Origin of the sequence: Citrobacter sp. 21OH12SH02A-Citro (assembly GCF_027919895.1) — a bacterium.
Taxonomy (GTDB): Bacteria; Pseudomonadota; Gammaproteobacteria; order Enterobacterales; family Enterobacteriaceae; genus Citrobacter; species Citrobacter braakii.
Map to the genome: position 1 here is coordinate 4,461,169 of NZ_CP114801.1, position 15,652 is coordinate 4,476,820.

Sequence of the window (15,652 nt, forward strand, 5' to 3'; positions counted from 1 at the left end):
AATGAAAATTCTGATTGTTGAAGACGATACGTTGTTATTACAGGGACTGATACTCGCCGCGCAAACAGAAGGCTATGCCTGCGACGGCGTATCAACGGCCCGTGCCGCGGAGCAGTGTCTGGAGACCGGCCATTACAGTCTGGTGGTTCTGGACCTGGGCTTACCGGATGAAGACGGCCTGCACTTCCTGAACCGCATCAGACAGAAAAAATACACCGTGCCGGTGCTTATCCTCACCGCCCGCGATACAGTGAAAGACCGAGTCAGCGGGCTGGACGTTGGCGCCGATGACTATCTGGTCAAACCGTTCGCACTGGAAGAACTGCATGCCCGCATCCGGGCGCTGCTGCGTCGTCATAACAATCAGGGTGAAAGTGAACTCATTGTCAGTAACCTGACGCTGAATATCGGTCGTCGCCAGGTGTGGATGGATGGACAAGAGGTTATCTTAACGCCGAAAGAATACGCACTCCTGTCGCGCCTGATGCTTAAAGCGGGCAGCCCGGTACACCGGGAGATCCTGTATAACGACATCTACAGCTGGGATAACGAACCGTCGACCAATACGCTGGAAGTGCACATTCACAACCTGCGGGACAAAGTGGGTAAATCACGTATCCGCACAGTCAGGGGATTTGGCTATATGCTGGTTGCCACTGAGGAAAGCTAAGTGAAGCTACTGCAATATCTAAAAAAACCGCTCCCGCTGCGTCATCGCCTGATGCTGACCATCGGTCTTATTCTGCTAGTCTTCCAGTTGATTAGCACCTTCTGGTTGTGGCACGAAAGCACCGAACAAATACAGCTATTCGAACAGGCGTTACGCGAAAATCGTAACAACGATCGCCACATCCTGCATGAAATCCGCGAGGCCATCGCCAGCCTGATCGTCCCCGGTATCTTTATGGTCAGCCTGACGCTGCTGATTTGCTACCAGGCAGTGCGACGTATTACTCGCCCGCTGGCGGATCTGCAAAAAGAGTTAGAAACGCGGGCAGCCGATAACCTTGCTCCGATTGAAGTTCACAGTTCAACCGTTGAGATCCAGGCGGTCGTCTCAGCGCTCAACGAGCTGGTGACGCGGCTGACGAGCACCATTGAAAACGAACGCTTATTTACCGCCGATGTCGCCCACGAACTGCGCACCCCACTGTCAGGCGTTCGCCTGCATCTGGAATTACTGTCCAAAACCCATAAGGTCGACGTTTCACCGTTAATTGCCCGCCTTGACCAAATGATGGACAGCGTGTCGCAACTGCTGCAACTCGCCCGCGTTGGACAGTCGTTCTCGGCCGGGAGCTACCAACACGTCAAACTGCTGGAGGACGTGATTTTGCCCTCCTACGATGAACTCAGCACCATGCTGGACCAGCGTCAGCAGACGCTGCTCCTACCGCAAAGCACGGCGGACGTTGTCGTACGTGGCGATGCGACGCTATTACGAATGCTGCTGCGAAATCTGGTGGAGAACGCGCATCGTTACAGCCCGGAAGGCACCCATATTACGATTAGCCTGAATACAGAGCATGATGCCGTTATCGCCGTCGAAGATGAAGGCCCTGGCATTGATGAGAGTAAATGCGGGGAGCTGAGTAAAGCGTTTGTGCGTATGGACAGCCGTTTTGGCGGGATTGGGCTGGGGCTGAGCATTGTCAGTCGTATCACCCAGTTACATCACGGGCATTTCTATTTGCAAAATCGTCAGGGAACCACCGGCACTCGCGCTTGGGTGGAATTAGAGAAAGGTCAGTAAGTACTCACCCAAACGTACAAAAAGCTGCTGACGATCAGCACGCTGCACACGGTGGTCAAACTTTCATAAATGCGGTTTTTCATGACACTCTCCTCCGATACTCTGGAGGAGAGTTTGCCTGACACAGATTAAGCCAACCTTAAGTGGATATGATAAATCACATGATTACTCATCAATCCGCGGATGCTGCTGCACCAGGCGCGTACGCTTAAGCTGCAGCTCAGCAATTTCCTGATCGATATCTTCGATTTTATGCTCAATATTATCGTAGTGCTCGCCGAGGAGCTCTTTCGCTTCATGAATATCCGAAGCGGCAGGCGTAGCCCCCTTCAGCGGCTGATTAGCCGTCTCTTTCATGGTCACGCCGGTAATTAAACCTATCACCGCAATCACCATCAGATAATAAGCAGGCATCATCAGATTCTGAGAGCTTTCCACCAGCCATGCGGCCAACGTCGGTGTCAGACCGGCGACCAATACCGAGATATTAAACGCTGCGGCCAGGGCACTGTAGCGAATATGCGTCGGGAACATCGCTGGTAACGTTGACGCCATCACCCCGGTAAAGCAGTTGAGGATCACCGCCAGCATCAGCAACCCGGCGAAAATCAGGCCGATGACGTTACTGTTAATCAGAATAAATGCCGGAATAGCCAGCACAAACAGCGCAATACTGCCCATAATCACAAACGGACGGCGCCCGAAGCGGTCGCTGAGCAGACCCATCACCGGCTGCACAAACAGCATACCAATCATGATGGCGATAATAATCAGCACGCCGTGGTCTTCAGAGTAATGCAGGTTATGCGACAGGTAGCTCGGCATATAGGTGAGCAGCATGTAATAGGTGACGTTGGTGGCAATCACCAGACCAATACATGCCAGCAGACTGCGCCAGTGCCTGGTCGCAATCTCTTTAAACGACACCTTCGGACCGTCCTGCAGTCCCTGACGATCGCCCTGCTCCAGTTTATCCACGTGCTGCTGGAACGCCGGAGTCTCTTCCAGTGCATGACGCAGGTACAGGCCAATAAGCCCTAACGGTAGCGCCAGGAAGAACGGAATACGCCAGCCCCACTCAAGGAAGTTTTCTTCGCCGACGATAGTTGAGATCAGGACTACCACGCCCGCACCCAGCACAAACCCGGCAATCGAGCCGAAGTCCAGCCAGCTGCCCATAAATCCGCGCTTACGGTCTGGCGAGTACTCTGCGACAAAAATCGACGCCCCGGTATACTCTCCGCCGACCGAGAACCCCTGCGCCATTTTACACAGCAACAGCAGAATCGGCGCCCAGATACCAATCGAGGCATACGAGGGAATAAGACCGATACAGAAGGTACTTATCGACATAATCACAATAGTGATAGCGAGGATCTTCTGACGACCGTATTTATCGCCAAGCATACCGAAGAACAATCCACCAAGCGGTCGAATCAGAAAGGGAACAGAGAAGGTGGCAAGTGCAGCAACCATCTGTACGCTGGGGTCAGCCCCCGGGAAGAACACTTTACCTAATGCGTAAGCAACAAACCCATAAACACCAAAATCAAACCACTCCATCGCATTACCTAACGACGCCGCGGTAATGGCTTTTCGCAGTTTACCGTCATCAATGATGGTAACGTCGCGCAGCGTAATTGGTTTTATTTTTTTCCTTTTTAGCATACTCGTCCTCATAGACTTAGCCCTGTCACGCTACAGATCGAGTCCCTCAACGCCCCTGCGTCAAGGTCATCACCGAGCGGGGAATGCACAGACGCATTCCCTGTAACAAGCGTAGCAGGTTTACTTACACTGACGAGAAACGAGCAGTACAACCGAACCTGTTGACGCCTGATTGGGCGGTTAATGACCTCTTTACCCTAACAGTGTTTAAATTTGTGATCAACTTCACATATAGATTTCCATTTCGTCAACATGCGTAAATCAGGTCATTCTTAGTCAACTTTTTTACATGTAATGCTTGCGATTTTCTGGCAATTAAATACAAGAATAAATCGCTTTGTTGCACCAACAATCACAACAGTCACTATTATTCTGCTAGGCAAAAACCCACCTAATCTCTTCACAAAAAGATCACAGCTTTTTTAATTATCAGAGCACTCAGGAACTTTTGCTCGGAATATGTGATGAAGATAACTAAAACATCGTTTTATTTTGATTGAATCAATGTTCCCATGAATGCAAACTAATTCCAGACGCAATATCCCTGGGAGCAGCAACACGCTCAACGTATGCCGCGTTAGATTTTATAAAACAAAGAGATAGCTGTTTTCTTTGTTAAGAAACAACAGTAAACACTTGAATTTATTAATTTTTATTTCCTTGCGCGTGTATTACCTGCGACAAGAGATGAGGACGCTTATGAAAATTAAAGCCACGATTGAACGCATCCCTGGCGGAATGATGTTGATTCCTTTGTTATTAGGCGCAGTGTTAAATACGTTAGCTCCGGATACCGGCGCGTATTTCGGTTCGTTTACCAAAGGAATGATCAGCGGAACGGTGCCGATTCTGGCAGTGTGGTTTTTTTGTATCGGTGCATCTATTGATTTACGGGCAACCGGCACGGTATTACGCAAATCCGGCACACTGGTATTAACTAAAATAGCCGTGGCATGGGTAGTGGCAATGATTGCTGCTTCATTTATTCCTGATACCGGTATTCAAACCGGGTTCTTTGCCGGTCTTTCGGTACTGGCAATTGTTTCAGCGATGGACATGACCAACGGCGGTTTGTACGCCAGCCTGATGAACCAGTACGGAACCAAAGAAGAGTCTGGCGCATTTGTGTTGATGTCTCTGGAATCCGGTCCGTTAATGACCATGGTGATCCTCGGCTCCGCGGGTCTGGCTTCCTTCGAACCACACCATTTTGTCGGCGCGGTATTACCGTTCCTGATTGGTTTTGCGTTGGGTAACCTGGATCACGATCTGCGTTCCTTCTTCAGCAAAGCCACGCCGGTGCTGATCCCGTTCTTCGGCTTCGCGCTGGGCAACACGATTAACCTGAGCGTCATCGTTGATACGGGTCTGCTGGGCATCCTGCTGGGCGTCGCGGTTATCGTCATCACCGGTATTCCGCTGATTATTGCTGACCGCGTTATTGGTGGCGGGAACGGTACGGCAGGCGTAGCAGCCTCTTCTGCGGCAGGCGCTGCAGTGGCAAACCCGGTGATTATCGCCCAGATTAACCCGGCATTTGAACCGGTTGCCGCATCCGCTACGGCGCTGGTTGCCGCCAGCGTGATAGTCACCGCGATTCTGGTGCCGATTATCACCGCGCTGTATGCCAAACGTTTTAATAAAAACCCGGTCGTCAATGAGACGGCGGCTACCCCGGCAGACTCACTGCACCACTAAACCTGCCTTTATCCCACTCACCGTTCCTGCTCAATTGATGAGCGGGAACGGTGCAAAAATCTCCTCAACCATCGCATCAACCAGCCGCTTCGCCGAACACAATCTCGGCATGCCCAACGCCACATTTTGCCAACGCTGCGTCACCGACCAGCTCACCGGATGACGCTGCGCATCGCACCAGTCCCCGAGCCAGCTCAACATATCGTTGTGCTCAGCCGAGCCGCCAACAACCGGCGTGCTGAGCCAATGATGATAGTAATGACGCGTGGCGGGGGCCGCATTCACGCTGTCTGCCAGCGCCTGAGCAGCCATCGTTCGCAGGTTGTCTTTTAGCATTGACACCACATCGGCATTTGCTAACCGGCAGGCGTCACCAAAGGCTCCCCAACGCAGCTCCTCTAACGCCACAAAACAGCGTCCAGGTAACGACCAGCCGTCATACGCGCCAGCCCGCCAGCGGGTAAAAATTTGCTCGCTATGTTCGCCCGCTTGCACCGTCAGGCCGCGTTGCGTCACCGCCTTCTCTTTATAAGCGCCGCGCTGGGTAAACCAGTCAGCGAGTGAATTTATCTGCTGCAGAAGACCAGGCGTGGAGAGTCCACGCGGGTGTTCGGTTTGTTGTAAAAACATCAACCCTTCGGCGATCCGTACCAGCGCCAGATGGCCCGGATCGATCATGCCCGCCAGTTTTTCCACCAGTTTTAGACGCATCACCAGATGCTCGCTGGACACACCTGCCAACACCCATGCTCGCAGTTGCGTCTGGGATAGCACCTCCTGCGTCAGACGCGCACGCAGCCGCTGCTGCTGTTGCAGAAAACCACCGGAACGTTTGGTTTCATCTCCCTGAACCAGATCGACCATAAACTTCGGGTAGACACACTCCAGCGTCCGCCCGGGGCCTTCCAGTAACACGTTAGTCATGTGTGCTCGGTTGCAAAAAGGGTATTGATATCGTCGCGCAGCAAGCGGGAATCTTCATAAAGCCATGCCGCAGTCGTAATGCGATGCTGCAGTTGTTCGTTCAAGGCATTCACCGCAGATTCATTTTGCTGGCGCAGGGTCAGACTCTCACGCAGGCTCGCCTGTAATTGCGTCAAACACAGTGAAAAATCAGCAAAAAACGTGGCCATGCCTGCCGTAACGGAAATATCGACCTGCGCAGCTAAAGCTTTACGAATTTGTTGGCAAAACTGGGTGACATAGTGCACAAGGTTCTTATGCAGTGCGCCCATATCAATGAGATAACGCGTTTTTGTTTCGACGTACTCATTCCATCCCCAGTTGGGCTGATTCAACCAGCGAGAGAAGGTATCACGCACCACACCGCCAGTTGACGGCGCATTTTCCGCCGGAATATCCTGCTCAATGGCCTCGTTGAACAACTGGCGGGTGTTGAAGTTAAACATCGCCGCATGAAACGCCGGAAAACGGATCCGCGCACGAAAACCAGCGTGGTTCAGCTCCTCTTTCACCCGCTGCTCAATGGGGCGCATGGCGTCATTTAGCGCCCGGGACAGCGTCGACTCAAGCTGTTCAAAGCGCAGAGCTAAATCCCGGCTGATGCTTTCCTGCGCTGCCAGCAAGACAACTTCACAGGACGAGCGCATTTTATCCAGCACGATTTTCGCCTGCCCTTCATCGTGCAACACCAGCATTTCTCCGGCCATTTCTGCCGAGGAAACGCCAGCCCCCTGGCCATGTTGTGACATCATCAGGACATTTTCTTTGATAAAGAACGTGTTGATGCCGCACAGAATCTCAGTCTGTTGCTCATTGAGATAGGCCGCGGCAGCCTCCAGCGCCAGCTCGACCTCATGACTGACTTCATCACTCACCCGCCCCTGACTCACTTCTAACTGCTGCATATCCTCTTCAATATGCGTGATGTTCAGCCGCAGTTTTTCATAGGCAACCGTTAACCCATGGGCGCGAAACTCCAGATATTCGTGCGCGCTTTGCGCATAGTTCAATAACTTATGCGACGCTGAGCGTAGCGCATACAGCGAAGCATTGGCGTAAGCGGCATGAATCACTTTCTGGATCGGCTGCTCAAACAGTGAATCCTCCCACAACAGATCGGCTGCATGGCGGATGTGCTCCGTATCCTCAAGATCGTTGGTGCACCAGCGTCGGCCAAGCGCCGCTTCGGCAAAATCCTGTACCCAACGTTGCACCTGGTGATCCGGCAGCCGCCCGCGAGTCATCAGCTCATGACGCGCCCTGTTCGCCAGATACCCCCACATCGAAGAAACCGGATAGATTCGCTCCGGGGCAATCCCGCCTTGCATCAGCGTGCCGGAAATTAACGCCCGCACCTGCTCTTCATCGTCACTGTTGCGGTCTTTCTGATCGAATTTGTTCACCAGCGCATACAGCGGCACTGACTTGCCGACCGCCATGATCGCGTGGCGCACTTCTTCATCGGAAATCGATTTCAGTTGGGTGTAATCCATCACCACCAGTACCGCAGAAGCCCGCACCAGCTGTTCATTCAGCATCTTTTGCAAGTGCGGTTGCCCGGCCTCATTCGGCCCCGGCGTATCCAGCAGGGTTAATTGCCCAGGATAGCTCGCCTGACCGGCCAAATGGACAAATTCGACCTCGATAACCGGAATATGCTCAATCGCGGCATAGGCGGCAAAAGGAAAATCCACTTCCAGCGCTTTTGACAAACGCACCAGGTCATTCAGACTTTTAAGGCAATGGAAAATAGGCTGTGCGCCAAGGTAATACCGCTCAAATGCCACGCCGTTTTCAATATGCTGCAGCAGAACATTCATATCCTTATCAATTTCCAGGGTCTGCGTAAGACGCTGGCGATCGCACTCGCGCACGCGCTGCTGTAAAACCTTCATTAAGGCATCGATAGGCGTGACATGTGAAAAATGCAACACCGGCTCTTTCTGCCCCGGCGTATGGCGAATTAACGTTGGTAGCGCCGTCATGGGACGATTACGATTAGGTAAAACTTCGGTCCCCACAATCGCGTTAATCGTCGTCGATTTTCCCGCTTTCATGGTACCGACAATCGCCAGCACCATTTCCAGACGCGTAATCTTACGCAGTTCATTATTGAGCGTTGCCTGCTGGACATCCATGCCACGCACGCTGAAATGCAGAGGCTGAACCACCTGTCTGCTATGCTCTCCTTGTTTTAGCGCGACATCATCCAACGACGTCATAGGCAATTTTTGCAATTGCCTGAGATGTTCAAGCGAGAGCATCAGCAAGCGTTCCGCTTCCTGACTTAATTCATATATTGTCTGTGTGTGCATGGAAAATTCTTCCTTAACGCAAATGGCATTACTTTTATTTAGCCCAATCGTTTTATTTATAGATTTTTTGGCTTTTATAATTACGTGTAGAAATAATTAAAATCAAAACAACCAACTGATATTATTAAAATAAATTTGGCGTATAACCGCTGGCCGGATGCCTCTCACTTATGTAATAAGTAAGAAAGATAAACAGCGTAGTTCAGTTTTAAAAAATACCCGCGTAATCCCCCTACTAAAATTAAGGGGGTCAATGATATTCAATCACAATGGCTTAGGCATCCGTAAGCAACGTTACCTATGAATATCAGATATTTCGCCTCACCTTATCTTAAATACCTAAGCGTAGCAATTTCCCTTAAAAAATATTCCGCCATACTTTCATTGAGGTAAAAGCAAAGGGTCTTTACAGCAGATCATTTTGCATAATCACGCAGTAGTCCCGACAAAAGCAGGGATTTTATGTATAATTGCGGCCTTTTTCGGCAATCTGCCATTTTTGGGCGCATTTGCCCCTGCTGACTTTTGAGGAAATCCACATGTCATTACCACACTGCCCACAATGCAACTCCGAATACACTTACGAAGATAACGGCATGTTCATCTGCCCGGAATGCGCTCACGAATGGAACGATGCTGAACCGGCTCAGGACAGCGACGAACTGATCGTTAAAGATGCCAACGGCAACCTGCTGGCTGACGGCGACAGCGTTACCGTAGTGAAAGACCTGAAGGTAAAAGGTAGCTCTTCCATGTTGAAGATCGGGACCAAAGTGAAGAACATCCGTCTGGTTGAAGGCGACCACAACATCGATTGCAAAATCGATGGCTTTGGCCCAATGAAGCTGAAATCTGAGTTTGTGAAAAAGAACTGATGCAAATTGCCTGATGGCGCTACGTCAATCAGGCCGATGCCAGCTCATCTGCCAGGCGGGAAGCTCATACTTCCCGCCTGGCTTATTTTTGCAGACGATAACTACACTTAACTGGTTTCTTTTACCTGAGGTAAAGATTATGCCGTTAAGTCCCTATATCTCCTTCGCAGGCAACTGCGCTGATGCTATCGCCTACTACCAAAAAACATTAGGCGCTGAGCTACTCTACAAAATCAACTTCGGTGAAATGCCCAAACCGGCGCAGAACAGCGAAGAGGGTTGCCCTTCAGGCATGAAATTCCCCGATACCGCCATTGCCCACGCCAACCTGCGCGTTGCGGGCAGCGACATCATGATGAGCGATAGCGCCCCCGACGGAAATGCCCACTACTCTGGCTTTACACTGGTACTCGACACGCAAAACGTCGACGAAGGCAAACGCTGGTTTGATAACCTGGCAGCAAACGGAAAAATCGAAATGGACTGGCAGGAAACCTTCTGGGCTCATGGTTTTGGTAAAGTGAGCGATCGGTATGGCGTGCCGTGGATGATCAACGTCGTCAAACAGCAGCAACCTACAGAGTAATCCAACGGGAGGCCAGCCCTCCCGTACTGTCATCAAAAATCGCTCAACTCTTCATCACCAAGTAACCATCCCTTAACGAAAACGTCACATTGATCCGCCACGATGGGGCCACTTTTTAAGGGAGGCCGCATCATGCAAACGATTATTCGCGTCGAAAAACTCTCCAAGTCCTTCAATCAACATCAGGCGCTCAATGCGGTTGATCTGAACATCTGTTCCGGTGAGATGGTGGCTCTGCTTGGGCCGTCTGGCTCCGGCAAATCCACCCTTTTACGTCATTTAAGCGGTTTGATCGTCGGTGATAAATCCCCGGGTAGCCACGTCGAACTGCTGGGTCGTACCGTTCAACATGAAGGCCGCCTGGCGCGCGATATCCGCAAAAGCCGCGCCCACACCGGCTACATCTTCCAGCAGTTCAATCTGGTTAACCGCCTGACGGTACTGGAAAACGTCCTGATTGGCGCACTCGGCAGCACGCCGTTTTGGCGCACCTGTTTTAGCTGGTTTAGCCAGGAACAGAAACAGCGTGCATTACAGGCGCTGACCCGCGTTGGCATGGCGCACTTTGCATACCAGCGCGTTTCCACGCTTTCGGGCGGGCAACAGCAGCGCGTGGCGATTGCCCGCGCGCTGATGCAGCAAGCCAAAGTGATCCTTGCCGACGAGCCGATAGCCTCGCTGGACCCGGAATCCGCACGCATCGTGATGGACACCCTACGCGACATTAACCAGACCGACGGCATCACCGTGGTCGTCACGCTGCATCAGGTGGATTACGCCCTGCGCTACTGCGAACGCATTGTCGCGCTTCGTCAGGGCAACGTCTTCTTTGATGGCAGCAGTCAGCATTTTGATAACGATCGTTTTGACCATCTCTACCGCAGCATGAACCGCGTCGAAAAGAACGCGCAGGCTGCATAGTTCTAAAAAACCAGGTGTTATTGGCGCAGCCAGGCTGGCAAGTGAAATAGCCTGGAACAAAGACTAATTAAGGAAACAACATGAGCTATAAGACCGTTGCCGCGCTGGCCTTTACCAGCATGTTCAGCATCAGCACCTTGTTCAGCCCGGCGCAGGCCGAAGAGCAAGAAAAAGCGCTGAACTTTGGCATTATTTCGACCGAATCACAGCAAAACCTGAAGCCACAGTGGGAACCGTTCCTGAAGGACATGGAAAAATCGTTGGGCGTGAAAGTGAACGCCTTCTTCGCCCCGGACTACGCCGGGATCATTCAGGGAATGCGTTTTAACAAAGTTGATATCGCCTGGTACGGCAACCTCTCGGCAATGGAAGCGGTGGATCGCGCTAACGGACAAGTGTTTGCCCAAACCGTCGCTGCCGACGGCTCCCCGGGATACTGGAGCGTGTTGATCGTTAACAAAGACAGTCCGATCAACAACCTGAACGATCTGATCGCCAAACGTAAGGATCTGACATTCGGCAACGGCGATCCCAACTCAACGTCAGGCTTCCTCGTCCCCGGTTACTACGTCTTCGCCAAAAACAACATCTCCGCCAGCGACTTCAAACGCACCGTTAACGCCGGACACGAAACCAACGCGCTGGCCGTCGCCAACAAACAGGTCGATGTCGCCACCAACAACACTGAAAACCTCGACAAGCTGAAAACCTCCGCACCGGAAAAACTGAAAGAGCTGAAGGTTATCTGGAAGTCACCGCTGATCCCGGGCGATCCGATCGTCTGGCGCAAAAACCTCTCCGAAACCACCAAGGACAAGGTGTACGACTTCTTTATGAATTACGGCAAAACGCCGGAACAGAAAACCGTCCTGGAACGCCTGGGATGGGCACCGTTCCGTGCCTCCAGCGACCTGCAACTGGTACCGATTCGCCAACTGGCGCTGTTTAAAGAGATGCAGGGCGTGAAGGGCAACAAAGGGTTGAACGAGGAAGAGAAAAGCAGCAAAACCTCGGCGCTGAAAGCGCAGCTCGACGACCTTGACCGTTTGACCGCCGCCCTGGGCGCCATGACCAGCGTGACTAAAGCGGTGCAGTAAACCTGATGCCCGGTGGCGTTTCGCTTACCGGGCAGACGATGTTCTGTAGGCCGGATAAGGCGTAAACGCTGCCATCCGGCGATAACCTACGCACGGAGCTAAACATGCAAACCATCACCGTCGCCCCGCCCAAACGTAGCTGGTTCTCACTGCTGAGCTGGGCCATTCTTCTCGCCGTGCTGGTGGTCTCGTGGAAAGGTGCCGAAATGGCTCCGCTCACGCTGATCCAGGATTCCGGCAATATGGCGACCTTCGCCGCCGACTTCTTTCCGCCAGACTTCAGTCAGTGGCAGGACTATCTCGGTGAAATGGCCGTCACCCTGCAAATTGCCGTCTGGGGCACCGCCCTCGCCGTTGTGCTGTCGATTCCCTTTGGCCTGATGTGCGCCGATAACCTCGTACCGTGGTGGATTTACCAGCCGATGCGTCGCCTGATGGACGCCTGCCGCGCCATCAATGAAATGGTCTTCGCCATGCTGTTCGTGGTCGCCGTGGGTTTAGGTCCGTTCGCCGGGGTAATGGCACTGTTTATCCACACCACCGGGGTGCTTTCCAAGCTGCTTTCGGAAGCGGTAGAAGCCATTGAGCCGGGTCCGGTAGAAGGCATTCGCGCCACCGGGGCCAACAAAATTGAAGAGATTCTGTACGGCGTTCTGCCACAGGTTATGCCGCTGCTTATCTCCTACTCGCTGTATCGTTTTGAATCCAACGTTCGCTCGGCCACGGTAGTCGGAATGGTGGGGGCGGGCGGTATTGGCGTGACTTTATGGGAGGCGATTCGCGGCTTTCAGTTCCAGCAAACCTGCGCCCTGATGGTGTTAATCATCGTCACCGTCAGCCTGCTGGATTTCCTTTCCCAGCGTTTGCGTAAGCACTTTATCTGATTAGCGAGGCATTGATTGCTATGCACTTGTCTACACATCCGACCAGTTATCCAACGCGTTATCAGGAAATTGCCGCGAGACTTGAGCAGGAGCTTCGTCATCATTATCGCTGCGGTGACTATCTGCCCGCCGAGCATCAGCTTGCCGCGCGCTACGAGGTAAACCGCCACACCCTGCGCCGCGCTATTGACCAGTTGGTTGAGCGTGGTTGGGTCCAGCGTCGCCAGGGCGTTGGTGTACTGGTGCTGATGCGCCCATTCGATTACCCGCTTAATGCCCAGGCGCGCTTTAGCCAGAACCTGCTGGACCAGGGCAGCCACCCCACCAGCGAAAAACTGCTGGCGGTGCTGCGCCCGGCCTCCAGTCACATTGCCGATGCGCTCAGCATTAACGAGGGCGATAACGTGATTCATCTGCGCACCCTGCGCCGGGTAAACGGTATCGCACTGTGCCAGATCGACCACTATTTTTCCGACCTCACGCTATGGCCGCTGCTGCAGGGCTTTAACAACGGCTCACTGCACGACTACCTGCGCGAACAGTCCGGTCTGACGCTCCTGCGCACACAAACGCGCATCAGCGCCCGCCGCGCACAGGCTAAAGAGAGCAAAGTGCTGGAAATCCCCAATATGGCGCCGCTGCTGTGCGTGCGCACCCTGAACCACCGTGAAGGCGAAGAACACGCGGCGGAATACTCCGTCAGCCTGACCCGCGCCGACATGATCGAATTCACTATGGAGCACTGAATGCATTTCGATACCGCGACCCGCCAGCGCTGGATGCGCGCGCTGGCTTACAGCAATGCCGATGCCCTGAACGCCCGCATCCACGCGCTCAAACTGACGCCAGACTATGAACTTATCCGCGCACCGGAATGCGGACTGATGCAGCTCCAGGCTCGCATGGGCGGCACCGGCAACCGCTTCTTTGCTGGTGATACCACGCTTACCCGCGCAGTGGTACGCCTGAAGAGCGGCACACTGGGCTACAGCTACCTGCTGGGCCGCAACAAACAACACGCCGAGCAGTGTGCGGTCATTGACGCACTGCTGCAGGAACAAACGCATTTCCAGAGCCTAATGGAAACCTTAATTGCCCCGCTGGAAGCGGAACGCGATGCGCTGATTAGCGCACGCCGTGCCGAAATCAACGCCAGCCGGGTCGACTTCTTCACGCTGGTACGCGGAGATAACGCATGACCTTACAAACCGCTTTTAATTTACCCGTTCAGGATGCTCAGCAGAGCTTTCGTCGCCTGCTGAAGGCCATGAGTGAGCCGGGCGTGATCGTCGCCCTCCATCAACTGAAACACGGCTGGCAGCCACTGGGCCTGGCAACCACCAGCGTGCTACTGACCCTGGTCGATGGCGACACGCCAGTCTGGCTGGCGCCGTCGATGGATAACGATATCGCCCGGCAGAATCTGCGTTTTCACACCAACGCGCCGCTGGTGGATCAGCCGCAGTTGGCGGCCTTTGCCGTCGCCGACGAACGCATCAGCAGCGAACAGCTTAACGCCCTCTCCGCCGGTTCCGCCGTCGCGCCAGAAACCAGCGCCACGCTGATTGTGCAGGTCTCTGGCTTAAGCGGTGGACGCATGCTGCGTCTGACCGGCGCCGGTATCGCTGAAGAGCGCATGATCGCGCCACAGCTACCGGAATGCCTGATTCACGAACTCACCGAACGCCCGCATCCGTTCCCGCTGGGGGTCGACCTGATCCTCACCTGCGGCGAACGCCTGCTGGCTATTCCGCGAACTACCCATGTGGAGGTGTGCTGATGTACGTCGCCGTCAAAGGGGGCGAAAAGGCGATAGCCAACGCCCACGCCCTGCAGGAAAACCGACGCCGGGGCGATGAGACCATTGCTGAACTGAGCGTGGCGCAAATCGAACAACAGATGAACCTGGCCGTCGACCGGGTGATGACCGAAGGCGGCATCGCCGACCGCGAACTGGCCGCGCTGGCGCTGAAGCAGGCCAGCGGCGATAACGTCGAAGCCATCTTTTTGCTCCGCGCCTACCGCACTACGCTGGCAAAGGTGGCGGTCAGCGAGCCGGTTAACAGTGCAGAAATGCGCCTTGAGCGCCGAATCTCTGCGGTCTACAAGGATATTCCCGGCGGGCAGTTGTTAGGTCCCACTTATGACTACACCCATCGCCTGCTGGATTTTACCCTGCTGGCCAATGGCGAAACGCCCCCCCTGCGCAGCGCAGACGACGCGCAGGACGCCTCTCCGCACGTCTTTTCCCTGCTGGCCAACCAGGGACTGGCAAAGCGTGAAGAGGATAACGGCGCTCAGCCGGATGATATTACCCGCACGCCACCGGTCTACCCCTGCTCACGCGCTTCACGCCTGCAACAGCTGATGCGCGGCGATGAGGGATATCTGCTGGCGCTGGCCTACTCCACCCAACGCGGCTACGGGCGTAATCACCCGTTTGCCGCCGAAATCCGCAGCGGCTATGTGGCACTGGAAACCGTACCGGAAGAGCTGGGATTTGCGGTGAACGTCGGTGAACTGCTGATGACCGAATGTGAAATGGTCAACGGTTTTGTCGCGCCAGAAAACGAATCCCCCCATTTTACCCGCGGCTACGGGCTGGTGTTCGGCATGAGCGAACGTAAAGCGATGGCGATGGCGCTGGTGGACCGCGCCCTACAGGCAGCCGAATACGATGAAGCGGTCACGGGACCGGCGCAGGACGAAGAGTTCGTGCTGGCGCATGCGGATAACGTCGAGGCGGCGGGTTTTGTTTCGCACCTCAAACTTCCCCATTACGTCGATTTCCAGGCCGAGCTGGAACTGCTCAAACGCCTGCAACAGGAGGCCACCCGTGACCACTAACCTCTCCGGCTACAACTTTGCGTATCTTGATGAGCAGACCAAACG

16 protein-coding genes are annotated in these 15,652 nt (G+C 53.8%); 12 read left to right on the top strand and 4 right to left on the bottom strand.

Annotated elements, in window-relative coordinates; genetic code table 11:
* The first annotated feature begins 1 nt into the window (after window position 1).
* Together pmrA and pmrB are read left to right on the top strand one after the other, a co-directional pair.
* On the top strand, window positions 2-670 hold the full coding sequence (pmrA, locus tag O6D90_RS21515; protein ID WP_016155408.1) for a two-component system response regulator PmrA: 669 nt from the start codon (window positions 2-4) through the stop codon (window positions 668-670).
* Between the two features lie 51 nt (window positions 671-721).
* Entirely contained in the window at window positions 722-1,753 is a 1,032-nt protein-coding gene (gene pmrB, locus O6D90_RS21520) for a two-component system sensor histidine kinase PmrB (protein WP_233596285.1), read from the top strand.
* On the opposite strand, the gene pmrR is transcribed toward pmrB, so the two are convergent.
* Together pmrR and proP are read right to left on the bottom strand one after the other, a co-directional pair.
* On the bottom strand, window positions 1,747-1,836 hold the full coding sequence (gene pmrR / locus O6D90_RS21525) for an LpxT activity modulator PmrR (protein WP_016155483.1): 90 nt from the start codon (window positions 1,834-1,836) through the stop codon (window positions 1,747-1,749). The two genes, pmrB and pmrR, sit on opposite strands and share 7 nt — an antisense overlap.
* Window positions 1,837-1,918: 82 nt before the next feature.
* Window positions 1,919-3,421, bottom strand: coding sequence for a glycine betaine/L-proline transporter ProP (gene proP, locus O6D90_RS21530; RefSeq protein ID WP_016155405.1), 1,503 nt, complete (start codon window positions 3,419-3,421; stop codon window positions 1,919-1,921).
* Window positions 3,422-4,120: 699 nt separating this feature from the next.
* Here proP and kdgT point away from each other — a divergent pair.
* Window positions 4,121-5,119: a 2-keto-3-deoxygluconate transporter gene (kdgT, locus tag O6D90_RS21535; RefSeq protein ID WP_016155482.1), complete on the top strand. Its 999-nt coding sequence runs from the start codon at window positions 4,121-4,123 to the stop codon at window positions 5,117-5,119.
* Window positions 5,120-5,149: 30 nt separating this feature from the next.
* Here the strand turns inward: kdgT and O6D90_RS21540 are convergent, their stop codons facing one another.
* Both O6D90_RS21540 and crfC read right to left on the bottom strand, forming a co-directional pair.
* The gene (locus O6D90_RS21540) at window positions 5,150-6,043 is read right to left on the bottom strand and encodes a diguanylate cyclase regulator RdcB family protein (protein WP_016155481.1); all 894 of its coding nucleotides are present in this window, start codon (window positions 6,041-6,043) and stop codon (window positions 5,150-5,152) included.
* Complete coding sequence (gene crfC / locus O6D90_RS21545) at window positions 6,040-8,397, bottom strand: clamp-binding protein CrfC (protein WP_016155480.1); 2,358 nt, start codon at window positions 8,395-8,397, stop codon at window positions 6,040-6,042. The genes O6D90_RS21540 and crfC overlap by 4 nt, the downstream gene beginning before the upstream one ends.
* Window positions 8,398-8,936: 539 nt before the next feature.
* On the opposite strand from crfC, the gene O6D90_RS21550 reads away from it, so the two are divergent.
* The 9 genes from O6D90_RS21550 (at window position 8,937) to O6D90_RS21590 (ending at window position 15,607) form a co-directional block, all read left to right on the top strand.
* Complete coding sequence (locus O6D90_RS21550) at window positions 8,937-9,272, top strand: zinc ribbon domain-containing protein YjdM (RefSeq protein WP_003031835.1); 336 nt, start codon at window positions 8,937-8,939, stop codon at window positions 9,270-9,272.
* Between the two features lie 139 nt (window positions 9,273-9,411).
* Window positions 9,412-9,858 carry a VOC family metalloprotein YjdN gene (gene yjdN, locus O6D90_RS21555; RefSeq protein ID WP_016155401.1) on the top strand — a complete coding sequence of 149 codons (447 nt, stop codon included), beginning with the start codon at window positions 9,412-9,414 and terminating at the stop codon, window positions 9,856-9,858.
* Between the two features lie 132 nt (window positions 9,859-9,990).
* Window positions 9,991-10,779 carry a phosphonate ABC transporter ATP-binding protein gene (gene phnC, locus O6D90_RS21560; RefSeq protein WP_016155479.1) on the top strand — a complete coding sequence of 263 codons (789 nt, stop codon included), beginning with the start codon at window positions 9,991-9,993 and terminating at the stop codon, window positions 10,777-10,779.
* A gap of 80 nt (window positions 10,780-10,859) precedes the next feature.
* Window positions 10,860-11,876 carry a phosphonate ABC transporter substrate-binding protein gene (gene phnD, locus O6D90_RS21565; protein WP_016155478.1) on the top strand — a complete coding sequence of 339 codons (1,017 nt, stop codon included), beginning with the start codon at window positions 10,860-10,862 and terminating at the stop codon, window positions 11,874-11,876.
* A gap of 104 nt (window positions 11,877-11,980) precedes the next feature.
* Complete coding sequence (gene phnE / locus O6D90_RS21570) at window positions 11,981-12,760, top strand: phosphonate ABC transporter, permease protein PhnE (protein WP_016155398.1); 780 nt, start codon at window positions 11,981-11,983, stop codon at window positions 12,758-12,760.
* A 20-nt stretch (window positions 12,761-12,780) separates the two neighbouring features.
* Window positions 12,781-13,506, top strand: a complete 726-nt coding sequence (phnF, locus tag O6D90_RS21575; RefSeq protein WP_016155477.1) for a phosphonate metabolism transcriptional regulator PhnF — start codon at window positions 12,781-12,783, stop codon at window positions 13,504-13,506.
* On the top strand, window positions 13,507-13,959 hold the full coding sequence (phnG, locus tag O6D90_RS21580) for a phosphonate C-P lyase system protein PhnG (protein ID WP_016155476.1): 453 nt from the start codon (window positions 13,507-13,509) through the stop codon (window positions 13,957-13,959). It begins immediately after the preceding gene.
* Complete coding sequence (gene phnH / locus O6D90_RS21585; RefSeq protein WP_003031824.1) at window positions 13,956-14,540, top strand: phosphonate C-P lyase system protein PhnH; 585 nt, start codon at window positions 13,956-13,958, stop codon at window positions 14,538-14,540. The genes phnG and phnH overlap by 4 nt, the downstream gene beginning before the upstream one ends.
* On the top strand, window positions 14,540-15,607 hold the full coding sequence (locus tag O6D90_RS21590; protein WP_016155475.1) for a carbon-phosphorus lyase complex subunit PhnI: 1,068 nt from the start codon (window positions 14,540-14,542) through the stop codon (window positions 15,605-15,607). The genes phnH and O6D90_RS21590 overlap by 1 nt, the downstream gene beginning before the upstream one ends.
* The last annotated feature ends 45 nt before the right edge of the window (window positions 15,608-15,652 follow it).